This is a genomic window from Pseudomonas sp. FW305-25 (assembly GCF_017351415.1).
GTDB classification, from domain to species: domain Bacteria; phylum Pseudomonadota; class Gammaproteobacteria; order Pseudomonadales; family Pseudomonadaceae; genus Aquipseudomonas; species Aquipseudomonas chlororaphis.
Window position 1 is genome coordinate 333,510 of the sequence record NZ_JACNDE010000002.1, and the last position, 11,975, is coordinate 345,484.

An 11,975-nucleotide genomic window follows, 5' to 3' on the forward strand; every position below is an offset into this window, starting at 1 on the left:
AAGACCCCAGAGCGGCGCCCCTCTCGGGGCGATCGCAGCCTGCAGCAGCGGCTACATAATGCAAGCACCTCGGCTTATTTTTGCGACCCATCGTCATGCTGCAGGTTGGCCTGGGTCAGGTTGCAGCCTGCCGGCACGCTGCGGGTCAGCCAGACGTTGCCGCCGATGGTCGAGCCCTTGCCGATGGTGATGCGCCCGAGGATGGTCGCGCCGGCGTAGATCACCACGTCGTCCTCGACGATCGGGTGGCGCGGATGGCCCTTCTGCAACTGGCCGTCCTCGTCCGCCGGGAAGCGTTTGGCGCCCAGGGTCACCGCCTGGTAGATGCGCACACGCTCGCCGATGATCGCGGTCTCGCCGATCACCACACCAGTGCCGTGGTCGATGAAGAAGCTGCGGCCGATCTGCGCCCCCGGGTGAATGTCGATGCCGGTGGCCGAGTGGGCGATTTCCGCGCTGATCCGCGCCAGCAGCGGCAGGCCGGCGCGATACAGATGGTGGGCCAGGCGATGGTGGATCACCGCCAGGATGCCCGGGTAGCACAGCAGCACTTCATCGACGCTGCGCGCCGCCGGGTCGCCATGGTAGGCGGCCAGCACATCGGTATCGAGCAACACTCGCAGCCCCGGCAGGGCCAGGGCGAAATCCTGGATGATGCGGATGGCCCTGGCGTTGACGTCTTCGTCCGCCTCGCCGCTCTGGCGCGCGGCATAACGCAGTTCCAGGCGGGTCTGGGCGAGCAGTGCATTGAGGGCCGCGTCCAGGGTGTGGCCGACGTAGAAGTCCTCGCTTTCCTCGCGCAGGTCCACCGGGCCCAGGCGCATCGGGAACAGGGCGCCGCACAGTGCTTCGAGAATCTCGGCCATGGCCGCGCGCGACGGCAGTTCCCGACCACCCTGCTCACCACTGACCCGCCCGTTGCGGGTACGCCACTGGTCGCGGGCATCACGCAGTTGACTGACTATGGTCTGCAATTGCCAATGGCTGGAACGCTCGCTCACGATAAGACTCCTCACTCAGGCGGCCGGACGGTCTGGCCGCGTAAACGACGTCACTTTACGGTATGCGTCCCAGGCCAAATTAAGAACTAATTGTGCTGGCCTAAGTACCTTTTGGCATAAGCGATTGACGGTTGCCCCGGTAAATATCGCTGCCTATAGTCCCTGACACCTCTGACAACCTGTGCGGCCTCATGATCAAACGACAGCTCGACCGTTTTAACCGTCTCGACCTGCTGGGCGGCGCCACCGCCCTGGAAAAACTCGAACGCCTGTCCACCTGGCTGGGCCGCGATGTCTACGTCAAGCGCGACGACACCACACCGCTGGCCATGGGCGGCAACAAGCTGCGCAAACTCGAATACCTGGCCGCCGATGCGCTGGCCCAGGGCGCGGACACCCTGATCACCGCGGGCGCCATCCAGTCCAACCACGTACGCCAGACCGCGGCCCTGGCCGCCAAGCTCGGCCTGGGTTGCGTCGCCCTGCTGGAAAACCCCATCGGCACCGACGACGGCAATTACCTGGGCAACGGCAACCGCCTGCTGCTCGACCTGTTCGACGCCAAGGTCGAGCTGGTGGAGAACCTGGACAACGCCGACGAGCAGTTGCAGGCCCTGGCCGAGCGCCTGCGCAGCAGCGGCAAGCAGCCATACCTGGTGCCGATTGGCGGCTCCAATGCCCTCGGCGCGCTGGGTTACGTGCGCGCCGGCCTGGAGCTGGCGGAGCAGATCAACAACAGCGGGCTCGACTTCGCCGCCGTGGTGCTGGCCTCGGGCAGCGCCGGCACCCACAGCGGCCTGGCCCTGGCCTTGAGCGAAGTGTTGCCGCAGTTGCCGGTGATCGGCGTCACCGTGTCGCGCACCGACGAAGCGCAACGGCCGAAGGTCCAGGGCCTGGCCGAACGCACCGCCGAATTGCTCGGGGTGACGTTGCCGGAGAGCTTCAAGGTGGAGTTGTGGGACGAATATTTCGCCCCGCGTTATGGCGAACCGAATGCCGGCACCCTGGCCGCGGTGAAACTGCTGGCGAGCCAGGAAGGCCTGCTGCTGGACCCGGTCTACACCGGCAAGGCCATGGCCGGCCTGCTCGACGGCATCGGCCGCCAGCGCTTCGACGACGGCCCGATCATCTTCCTGCACACCGGCGGCGCGCCGGCGCTGTTCGCTTATGCCGGTTCGTTTGCCTAACAAATGCCTGTAGCCGCTGGCGCAGCCTGCGCTCGGCGGCGCAGCCGTCGTAAAACCTGCATATGCGGCGTATCGGAAGAGACACGTTCGCCGGATTTGCGCCTGCTACGTCGGAATGCCGTCCAATCGATCGCAGCCTGCGGCAGCGGCTACAGGGATGTATATTTATAAAAAGAATAACAATGTGAATTTATATTATTTTTACATCTATAAGCAGCCACTTATAGTCGCGCCGCAGGCGAATTTGCCGCGAGACGCATACGCTGCATTTAGTGCAGGATAAGGCGCTCGTTCCCGCTCACCGATTGACCTGCATCTCCCAACCGCATCTGCATAAGAAAACACAGGGGCTTGTCATGATTTTTTCCGCACTACGTCGAAATATCCTCATTGGCTCGCTGGGTCTGGCCCTCGGTGCCGGGTTGCTGGGGCAAGCGGTTGCCGGTGAGCAACTGCAGAAGATCAAGGACGCCGGCACCATCAACGTCGGCCTGGAAGGCACTTATCCACCGTTCAGCTACGTCGACGAAAGCGGCAAGCTGGCCGGCTTCGAAGTCGAGTTCTCCGAAGCCCTGGCGCAGAAGCTGGGCGTGAAGGTCAAACTGCAGCCGACCAAGTGGGACGGCATCCTCGCCGCCCTGGAGTCCAAGCGTCTGGACGCGGTGATCAACCAGGTGACCATCTCCGATGAGCGCAAGAAAAAATACGACTTCTCCACCCCCTACACGGTTTCCGGCATTCAGGCCCTGACCCAGAAGAAGAACGAAGGCAAGTTCAAGACCGCCGCCGACCTGGCCGGGCACAAGGTCGGTGTCGGCCTGGGCACCAACTACGAACAATGGCTCAAGGACAACGTGCCACAAGCCATCATCAAGACCTACGACGACGATCCGACCAAGTACCAGGACCTGCGCGTAGGCCGCATCGACGCGATCCTGGTGGACCGCCTGGCCGCCTTCGAGCTGATCAAGAAAACCAACGACACCCTGGCCGTTTCCGGCGAACCCTTCTCCCGCCAGGAAGCCGGCGTGGCCCTGCGCAAAGGCGAACCCGAGCTGCTGGCCGCGGTGAACAAGGCAATCGAGGAACTGCGCGCCGACGGCACGCTGAAAAAGCTCTCGGAAAAATACTTCAACGCTGACGTCACTCAATAATGGAAGCAGGTTTTCAGTTCGAACTGTCTTTCCCGCAGTTGAGCCAGCAAATCGCCGAAACCACGCAGCTGTTGCTGAACTCCGCGCCCTTCCTGCTCAAGGGCGCGTATTTCACGGTCATCCTCAGCCTCGGCGGCATGTTCTTCGGATTGGCGCTGGGGTTCGCCCTGGCGCTGATGCGCCTGTCGCGCTTCAAGCTGCTGAGCTGGATCGCCCGCGTCTATGTGTCGTTCTTTCGCGGCACGCCGTTGCTGGTGCAACTGTTCGTGATCTATTACGGCCTGCCGCAGCTGGGTATCGAGCTTGACCCGCTGCCGGCGGCGCTGATCGGCTTCTCGTTGAACATGGCGGCCTACGCCTGCGAGATCCTGCGCGCGGCCATCGGCTCCATCGAGCGCGGGCAGTGGGAAGCGGCGGCCAGCATTGGCATGACCCGGGCCCAGACCCTGCGCCGGGCGATCCTGCCACAAGCCATGCGCACGGCCCTGCCGCCCCTGGGCAACAGTTTTATCTCGCTGGTCAAGGACACGGCCCTGGCCGCCACCATCCAGGTCCCGGAACTGTTCCGCCAGGCACAGCTGATCACCGCCCGGACCTTCGAAGTCTTCACCATGTATCTTGCCGCCGCGCTGATCTACTGGGTTCTGGCCAGCGTGCTGGCGCACCTGCAGAACCGACTGGAAGAGCGGGTCAATCGGCACGACCAGGAGTCCTGAACCCATGATTGTGGTTGAAAAACTGACGAAGCAGTTCAAGGGTCAGACCGTCCTCAATGGCATCGACCTGACGGTGGCGGAAGGCGAGGTGGTCGCCATCATCGGCCCCAGCGGCTCGGGCAAGACCACCTTTTTACGCTGCCTGAATTTCCTCGAAGAACCTACCAGCGGCCGGATCAAGGTCGGCAACATCGAGATCGATGGCAGCCGCCCGCTGACCCAGCAGCAGGGCCTGGTGCGGCAACTGCGCCAGCAGGTGGGTTTCGTGTTCCAGAACTTCAACCTGTTCCCCCATCGCACCGCGCTGGAAAACGTCATCGAAGGCCCGCTGGTGGTGAAGAAGACGCCCCGCGAGCAGGCGCTGGCCCTGGGCCGCGGACTGCTGGCCAAGGTTGGCCTGGCGGGCAAGGAAGACGCCTATCCGCGGCGCCTCTCCGGCGGCCAGCAACAGCGCGTGGCGATTGCCCGGGCGCTGGCGATGGAGCCGGAAGTGATCCTGTTCGACGAACCGACCTCGGCCCTCGACCCGGAGCTGGTGGGCGAAGTGCTGGCGACCATCCGCGGCCTGGCCGAAGAGAGGCGCACCATGGTCATCGTCACCCACGAAATGGGCTTCGCCCGCGACGTGGCCAACCGGGTGATCTTCTTCGACAAGGGGGTGATCGTCGAACAGGGCGAAGCCAAGGCGCTGTTCGCCAACCCCAGGGAAGAACGCACCCGGCAATTCCTCAGCAAGTTCCTCACCTCGGGCCATCCCCAGGCCTGAGCGGCGCCCTCGCTGCCGAGCCCAGGATGGGCTGTGCAGCGAACGCAAACCCGCCGTCACATTCCGCCAGACACATGGCATGCGCCGGTTTACGACGGCTGCGCCGCCGAGCGCAGGCTGCGCCAGCGGCTACAGAAACCACGCGCCCCTGTAACCGCCCCCCCTGTAGCCGCTGCCGAGCTCCGCGAGGCTGCGATCGGTCTGGGCGGCATTCCGACACAGCGGCCGCCAGGCCCGCCACTGCATTGCGCCCGGAAAACCGTATGCCCCGGTTTTTACGACGGCTACGCCGCCGCGCGCAGGCTGCGCCAGCGGCTACAGGCCTCAGATCTATCTCCCATTACCCTTCGCCTTTTCCTACCTGCCGTATACGTAAACCCCTTCTATACATATTCCTAAAAGTTAGTTTATTTAATTTTTATACGCGCATAGGGTATATGCACCGGACCACCGGACATTCTTGAACCCGATTTCGCCGCCACGGCGCGGCACTTCCAAAGATGTGAGGTAGGTATGGTCCGGAACACAATCACCCCAGTGCAGATCGCCAGGGCATTGCGTGCAGCCAAGGAGTGGCACTGATGTCCAATCTGGCCGATGCAAATGTCCAGAGCGATCTGGATGTCGCCCCCCTGTTGTTGCCCGCACGGGTTCTGCTGAACGACGCAGAAGCCCTTCAAGCCGCCCATGAACTGGCCACCGTCGCCCGCCAGCAGGCGGCCCGGCGCGACCAGCAGCGCAAGCTGCCGTGGGCGGAAATCGAACACTTCACCCGCAGTGGCCTGGGCAGTATTGCCATCCCCCGTGAGTACGGCGGCCCGCAGGTTTCCTTCGTCACCCTGGCCGAAGTCTTCGCGATCATTGCCGCGGCCGATCCGGCCCTGGGACAGATCCCGCAGAACCAGTTCGGCATTCTCAACCTGATCCTCGGCAGCGCCACCGAACGGCAGAAAAAGCAGCTGTTCCAGAGCGTGCTGGAAGGCTGGCGCATCGGTAACGCCGGCCCGGAGCGCGGGACCAAAAACACCCTGGAACTCAAGGCACGAATCAGCGCCGACGGCGACGGTTACCTGCTCAATGGCCAGAAGTTCTATTCCACCGGCGCCCTGTTCGCCCACTGGGTGGCGGTCAAGGCGCTGAACGACGACGGCAGGCAGGTCCTGGCCTTCGTCCGGCGCGGCACGCCAGGGCTGCGCATCGTCGACGACTGGTCGGGCTTTGGCCAGCGCACCACCGCCAGCGGCACCATTTTGCTCAACAACGTGCGGGTCGATGCCGAGCTGGTGGTGGACAACTGGCGCATCAACGAGTCGCCGAATATCCAGGGCGCGGTCTCGCAGTTGATCCAGGCGGCCATCGACGCCGGCATCGCCCGCGCCGCCATCGACGACGCTATCAGCTTCGTGCGTGAACACTCGCGGCCGTGGGTCGACGCCAACGTCGAACGGGCCAGCGACGACCTCTATGTGATCGCCGACATCGGCAAGCTGAAAATCGAACTACACGCCGCCGAGGCCCTGCTACGCAAGGCCGGCCAGGTGCTGGACCAGGTCAATGCCGCGCCGATCAGCGCCGAGTCCGCCGCCCGCGCCTCGATCGCCGTGGCCGAAGCCAAGGTGCTGACCACCGAGATCTCCCTGCTGGCCAGCGAGAAACTCTTCGAGCTGGCCGGCAGCCGCGCCACCCTCGCCGAGTTCAACCTCGACCGGCACTGGCGCAACGCCCGGGTCCACACCCTGCACGATCCGGTGCGCTGGAAATACCACGCCGTCGGCGCCTATCACCTGAACGGCACCCTGCCGGCTCGCCATTCCTGGATTTAAGCGACCAGATCTCTGGAGAAGTACATGACTCTTTCTCAACACGTCGCGGTCATAACCAGCGATGAGCAAGCCCTGATCGTCGCCAGCGACCTGGCCGAGGATTTCAAGCGCGACAGCGCCCTGCGCGACCGCGAACGCCGCCTGCCCCACCCCGAACTCGAAGCCTTTTCCCGCTCCGGCCTGTGGGGCATCAGCGTGCCCAGGGAATACGGCGGCGCCGGTGTGTCCAACGTCACCCTGGCCAAGGTCATCGCCCTGATCGCCCAGGCCGACGGTTCCCTGGGGCAGATCCCGCAGAACCATTACTACGCCCTCGAAGTGCTGCGGGTGAACGGCAGCGAGGCGCAGAAAAAACGCCTGTACGCCGAGGTCCTGGCCGGCCAGCGCTTCGGCAATGCCCTGGCCGAGCTGGGCACCAAGACCGCCCACGACCGCATCACTCGCCTGACCCGGGACGTGCAGGACGGACGCGACGGCTATCGCATCAACGGTCGCAAGTTCTATTCCACCGGCGCCCTCTATGCCCAGCGCATCCCCACCTCGGTGGTGGATGAAGAGGGCGTGCAGCAACTGGCCTTTGTCCCGGCGGGCAGCCAGGGCCTGAACGTGATCGACGACTGGAGCGGCTTCGGCCAGCGCACCACCGGCAGCGGCTCGGTGGTATTCGAGGACGTGTTCGTCGCCGCCGAGGACGTGATTCCCTTTCAGAGCGCCTTCGAGCGCCCGACCACCGTCGGCCCGCTGGCGCAGATTCTCCACGCCGCCATCGACACCGGTATCGCCCGCGCCGCCTATGAGGACGCCCTGCATTTCGTGCGCACCAAGACCCGGCCGTGGATCGACTCCGGCAACGACAAGGCCAGCGAAGACCCACTGACCCTCAAGAGCTTCGGCCACCTGAGCATTCGCCTGCACGCCACCGAGGCGTTGCTGGAGCGCTCCGGGGAGTTCCTCGACGCGGCCCAGGTCGAGCCCAACGCCGAGACGGTGGCCGCCGCCTCCATCGCGGTCGCCGAGGCCCGCGCCATCAGCAGCGAAATCTCCCTGGCCGCCGGCAGCACCCTGTTCGAGCTGGCCGGCAGCCAGGCGACCCTGGCCGAACACGGCCTCGACCGGCACTGGCGCAACGCCCGGGTGCACACCCTGCACGACCCGGTGCGCTGGAAGTACCACGCGGTGGGCAACTACTACCTCAACCAGACGAACCCGCCATTGCGGGGGACTATCTGATGAGTGCTCTGGAGAAAGGCAAAAAAAAGATCCTGCTCAATGCCTTCAACATGAATTGCATCGGGCACATCAACCACGGCCTGTGGACCCACCCTCGGGACACCTCGACCCAGTACAAGACTATCGAGTACTGGACCGAGCTGGCGCAGCTGCTGGAGCGCGGACTGTTCGACGGGCTGTTCATCGCCGACATCGTCGGGGTCTACGACGTCTACCAGAACTCGGTGGACGTGACGCTCAAGGAGTCGATCCAGCTGCCAGTCAACGACCCGCTGCTGCTGGTTTCGGCCATGGCCGCGGTGACCCGCAACCTCGGCTTCGGCCTCACCGCCAACCTCACCTACGAGCCGCCGTATCTGTTCGCCCGGCGCATGTCGACGCTGGACCACCTGAGCCGCGGCCGGGTCGGCTGGAACATCGTCACCGGCTACCTCGACAGCGCCGCCAAGGCCATGGGCCTGAGCGAACAGGCCGAGCACGACCGGCGCTACGACCAGGCCGATGAATACCTGGAAGTGCTCTACAAGCTCTGGGAAGGCAGCTGGGAAAACGACGCGGTGATCAACGACCGCGAACAACGGATCTACGCCCGGCCGGAGAAGGTGCACAAGGTCGAGCACAAGGGCGAGTTCTATCAGGTCAAGGGCTATCACCTGTGCGAACCCTCGCCGCAGCGCACGCCGGTGCTGTTCCAGGCCGGCAGTTCCGATCGCGGCCTGCTGTTCGCCGGGCGCCACGCCGAGTGCGTGTTCATCAGCGGGCAGAACAAAGCCACAACCCGCGCCCAGGTGGACAAGGTCCGCGCCAGCGCCGTGGCGGCCGGGCGCAATCCCGAGGACATCAAGGTGTTCATGGGGCTCAACGTGATAGTCGCCGCGACCGAGGAGCTGGCCTGGAAGAAGCACGCGGAGTACCGCAGCTACGCCAGCGCCGAAGCCGGGGTGGCGCATTTCTCGGCGTCCACCGCCATCGACTTTTCCCAGTACGAGATCGACGAACCGATCCAGTACGTGAAGAGCAACGCCATCCAGTCGGCCACCAAGAACCTGCAGAACAACGACTGGACCCGGCGCAAGCTGCTCGACCAGCACGCCCTGGGCGGGCGCTACATCACCGTGGTCGGCTCGCCGCAGCAGGTGGCCGACGACCTCGAATCCTGGATCGCCGAGACTGGCCTGGACGGCTTCAACCTGACCCGCATCGTCACCCCGGAAAGTTATGCCGACTTCATCGACCTGGTGATCCCCGAGCTGCAACGCCGCGGCTCGTACAAGACCGCCTACGACAACGGCACCCTGCGCGAAAAGCTGTTCCGGCAGGACGCGCAGTTACCCGAGCAACACGCCGGAGCGGGCTATCGCCCTATCGCGAGCAAGCTCGCTCCTACAGGTTGAGCCCATTCCCTGTAGGAGCGAGCTTGCTCGCGATGAGGTCGGCCCAAACACCCGAAAATTTCATGCACTGACTGGAAACGACACCATGAAAACCAAGCTCTTAAGCCACCCAGTCAAAGCACTGGCCCTCACCCTCGGACTGTTCGGCAGCGCGGTATTCGCCGCCGACGCGCCGCTGAAAGTCGGCACCACCGCCGCCTTCGCCATCCCCCTGGAAGCCGCCGTCGAAGAGGCCGGCAAACAGGGCCTGAAAGTCGAGCTGGTGGAGTTCAGCGACTGGATCGCGCCGAACGTCAGCCTGGCCGCCGGCGATATCGACGTGAACTACTTCCAGCACATCCCGTTCCTGGAAAACGCCAAGGCCGCCGCCGGCTTCGACCTGGTGCCGTTCGCCCCGGGGATCATCAACAACGTCGGCCTGTACTCGAAGCGATACAAAAGCTTCGACGAACTGCCCGAAGGCGCCACCGTGGCCATCGCCAACGACCCGATCAACAGCGGCCGCGGCTTGCAGCTGCTGGCCAAGGCCGGCCTGATCAGCCTCAAGCCGGGGGTCGGCTATAAGGCCACCGAGGACGACATAGTCGCCAACCCAAAGAAACTGAAGATCCTCCAGGTCGAGGCCGTGCAACTGGTACGCGCCTATGACGACGCCGACCTGGTGCAGGGCTACCCGGCCTATATCCGCCTGGCCAAGACCTTCGATGCCGGTTCGGCGCTGCTGTTCGACGGCCTCGACCACAAGGAATACGTGATCCAGTTCGTGATCCAGCCCAAGAGCAAGACCGACCCGCGGCTGATCAAGTTCGTCGATATCTACCAGCATTCGCCGGCGGTGCGCGCCGCCCTGGACAAAGCCCACGGCAAGCTCTACCAAGCCGGCTGGGAAGGTTGAGATGAGCGTCGCCTACCTTGCGCACAAGTCGCCGAACCAGCCGCCCGAACAGCGGCAGGACGCGCAGCAGACCGAGCTGCATCCAGAACTGAACCGGGCCCACGTGCGCTTCATCGGCCTGACCAAGACCTACCAGGGCCAGCAAGGCCCGGTGCAGGCCCTGCACGGGATCGACCTGGCGATCCAGCGCGGCGAGGTGTTCGGCATCATCGGCCGCAGCGGCGCCGGCAAGTCGTCGCTGATCCGCACCATCAACCGCCTGGAACAGCCTTCGGGCGGTCGGGTGCTGATCGATCAGGTGGACATCGGCGACTTCGACGAAGACCGCCTGGTGGAGCTGCGCCGGCGCATCGGCATGATCTTCCAGCACTTCAACCTGATGTCGGCCAAGACCGTGTGGCAGAACGTCGAGCTGCCGCTGAAGGTGGCCGGCGTGCCCAAGGAACAGCGCGAGCGCAAGGTCCGCGAACTGCTGGAACTGGTGGGCCTGAAGGACAAGCACAAAACCTACCCGGCGCAACTCTCGGGCGGGCAGAAACAGCGGGTGGGCATCGCCCGGGCGCTGGTCCACGACCCGGCGATCCTGCTGTGCGACGAGGCCACCTCGGCGCTGGACCCGGAGACCACCCAGTCGATCCTCGGCCTGCTCAAACAGATCAACCAGCGCCTGGGCCTGACCATCGTCCTGATCACCCACGAGATGGCGGTGATCCGCGATATCTGCGACCGGGTGGTGGTGCTGGAGCATGGGCATATCGTCGAGCAGGGGCCGGTCTGGGAAGTGTTCGGCAACCCGCAGCACGAGGTCAGCAAAACCCTGCTGGCGCCCTTGCAGCACGGCCTGCCGGAAGAGTTGCAAAACCGCCTGCAGGCCCAGCCGAAGTCTTCCGACGCGGCGGTGGTGTTACGCGTGCAGTTCACCGGCAGGAGCAGCGACGAGCCGGACCTGGCCGCGCTGTTCAGCACCCTGGGCGGCCGCGTGCGCCTGCTGCACGGCGGCGTGGAACGGATCCAGGGGCATGCCCTGGGGCAACTGCTGCTGGCGGTCAGCGGCTCGTCCCTGGGCGCCGAGGAGCAACGTTTGCGCGCGCAGCACTTTTTGCAAAAGCAATGGACACAACAGGTAGAGGTGCTGGGTTATGTGGTTTGATCGCTTGCTCCAGGGCGTTATCGATACCTTCCTGATGGTCGGCGTGTCGTCGCTGATCGCTCTGCTGGCGGGCATTCCGCTGGCGGTGATCCTGGTCACCAGCGGCAAGGGCGGGATCTATGAAGCGCCCAGGCTGAACAGCGTGCTGGGGGCCTTCGTCAACCTGTTCCGCTCGATCCCGTTCCTGATCCTGATGGTGGCGCTGATCCCCTTCACCCGGCTGATCGTCGGCACTACCTACGGCGTCTGGGCGGCCGTGGTGCCACTGACCATCGCCGCCACGCCGTTCTTCGCGCGGATCGCCGAGGTCAGCCTGCGCGAGGTCGACCATGGCCTGATCGAAGCCGCCCAGGCCATGGGCTGCCGGCGCTGGCACATTGTCTGGCATGTGTTGTTGCCCGAGGCGCTGCCGGGCATCGTCGGCGGCTTCACCATCACCCTGGTGACCATGATCAACTCCTCGGCCATGGCCGGGGCCATCGGCGCCGGTGGCCTGGGGGACATCGCCTATCGCTACGGTTACCAGCGTTTCGACAGCCAGATCATGCTCACGGTGATCGTGCTGCTGGTGATCCTCGTCGCAGCGATCCAGCTCGGCGGCGACCGCTTGGCGCGGGTGCTCAACAAGCGTTGAGATCGGCGGTGTCCATTCGGATGTC

11 protein-coding genes are annotated in these 11,975 nt (G+C 64.6%); 10 read left to right on the forward strand and 1 reads right to left on the reverse strand.

Annotated elements, in window-relative coordinates:
- Positions 1-74: 74 nt before the first annotated feature.
- Positions 75-1,001, reverse strand: coding sequence for a serine O-acetyltransferase EpsC (gene epsC / locus J4E58_RS03900; RefSeq protein ID WP_087089572.1), 927 nt, complete (start codon positions 999-1,001; stop codon positions 75-77).
- Between the two features lie 191 nt (positions 1,002-1,192).
- Here epsC and J4E58_RS03905 point away from each other — a divergent pair, with 191 nt between their 5' ends.
- The 10 genes from J4E58_RS03905 (at position 1,193) to J4E58_RS03950 (ending at position 11,950) form a co-directional block, all read left to right on the forward strand.
- Positions 1,193-2,188 (forward strand): D-cysteine desulfhydrase, encoded by a 996-nt coding sequence (locus tag J4E58_RS03905; RefSeq protein ID WP_087089570.1) that lies wholly within the window; start codon positions 1,193-1,195, stop codon positions 2,186-2,188.
- 356 nt (positions 2,189-2,544) lie between these two features.
- On the forward strand, positions 2,545-3,342 hold the full coding sequence (gene tcyJ / locus J4E58_RS03910; RefSeq protein ID WP_007925306.1) for a cystine ABC transporter substrate-binding protein: 798 nt from the start codon (positions 2,545-2,547) through the stop codon (positions 3,340-3,342).
- A gap of 50 nt (positions 3,343-3,392) precedes the next feature.
- Positions 3,393-4,058 (forward strand): cystine ABC transporter permease, encoded by a 666-nt coding sequence (gene tcyL / locus J4E58_RS03915; protein WP_037005081.1) that lies wholly within the window; start codon positions 3,393-3,395, stop codon positions 4,056-4,058.
- 4 nt (positions 4,059-4,062) lie between these two features.
- Positions 4,063-4,824 carry an L-cystine ABC transporter ATP-binding protein TcyN gene (tcyN, locus tag J4E58_RS03920; protein WP_087089568.1) on the forward strand — a complete coding sequence of 254 codons (762 nt, stop codon included), beginning with the start codon at positions 4,063-4,065 and terminating at the stop codon, positions 4,822-4,824.
- A 581-nt stretch (positions 4,825-5,405) separates the two neighbouring features.
- Complete coding sequence (locus J4E58_RS03925) at positions 5,406-6,647, forward strand: SfnB family sulfur acquisition oxidoreductase (protein WP_087089566.1); 1,242 nt, start codon at positions 5,406-5,408, stop codon at positions 6,645-6,647.
- A 24-nt stretch (positions 6,648-6,671) separates the two neighbouring features.
- Entirely contained in the window at positions 6,672-7,877 is a 1,206-nt protein-coding gene (locus tag J4E58_RS03930) for an SfnB family sulfur acquisition oxidoreductase (RefSeq protein WP_087089563.1), read from the forward strand.
- Positions 7,877-9,271 (forward strand): LLM class flavin-dependent oxidoreductase, encoded by a 1,395-nt coding sequence (locus tag J4E58_RS03935; RefSeq protein ID WP_087089561.1) that lies wholly within the window; start codon positions 7,877-7,879, stop codon positions 9,269-9,271. Before J4E58_RS03930 ends, J4E58_RS03935 begins: the two co-directional genes overlap by 1 nt.
- 85 nt (positions 9,272-9,356) lie before the next feature.
- On the forward strand, positions 9,357-10,166 hold the full coding sequence (locus tag J4E58_RS03940; protein WP_087089559.1) for a MetQ/NlpA family ABC transporter substrate-binding protein: 810 nt from the start codon (positions 9,357-9,359) through the stop codon (positions 10,164-10,166).
- A gap of 1 nt (position 10,167) precedes the next feature.
- Entirely contained in the window at positions 10,168-11,316 is a 1,149-nt protein-coding gene (locus J4E58_RS03945; RefSeq protein ID WP_087089557.1) for a methionine ABC transporter ATP-binding protein, read from the forward strand.
- Positions 11,306-11,950, forward strand: coding sequence for a methionine ABC transporter permease (locus J4E58_RS03950; RefSeq protein ID WP_007925318.1), 645 nt, complete (start codon positions 11,306-11,308; stop codon positions 11,948-11,950). The genes J4E58_RS03945 and J4E58_RS03950 overlap by 11 nt, the downstream gene beginning before the upstream one ends.
- Positions 11,951-11,975 lie beyond the last annotated feature (25 nt).

Coding starts and splice junctions, on each gene's coding strand:
- J4E58_RS03905 (WP_087089570.1), top strand. CDS start 1,193: ATGATCAAACGACAGCTCGACCGTTTTAACCGTCTCGACCTGCTGGGC.
- tcyJ (WP_007925306.1), top strand. CDS start 2,545: ATGATTTTTTCCGCACTACGTCGAAATATCCTCATTGGCTCGCTGGGT.
- tcyN (WP_087089568.1), top strand. CDS start 4,063: ATGATTGTGGTTGAAAAACTGACGAAGCAGTTCAAGGGTCAGACCGTC.
- J4E58_RS03925 (WP_087089566.1), top strand. CDS start 5,406: ATGTCCAATCTGGCCGATGCAAATGTCCAGAGCGATCTGGATGTCGCC.
- J4E58_RS03930 (WP_087089563.1), top strand. CDS start 6,672: ATGACTCTTTCTCAACACGTCGCGGTCATAACCAGCGATGAGCAAGCC.
- J4E58_RS03935 (WP_087089561.1), top strand. CDS start 7,877: ATGAGTGCTCTGGAGAAAGGCAAAAAAAAGATCCTGCTCAATGCCTTC.
- J4E58_RS03940 (WP_087089559.1), top strand. CDS start 9,357: ATGAAAACCAAGCTCTTAAGCCACCCAGTCAAAGCACTGGCCCTCACC.
- J4E58_RS03945 (WP_087089557.1), top strand. CDS start 10,168: ATGAGCGTCGCCTACCTTGCGCACAAGTCGCCGAACCAGCCGCCCGAA.
- J4E58_RS03950 (WP_007925318.1), top strand. CDS start 11,306: ATGTGGTTTGATCGCTTGCTCCAGGGCGTTATCGATACCTTCCTGATG.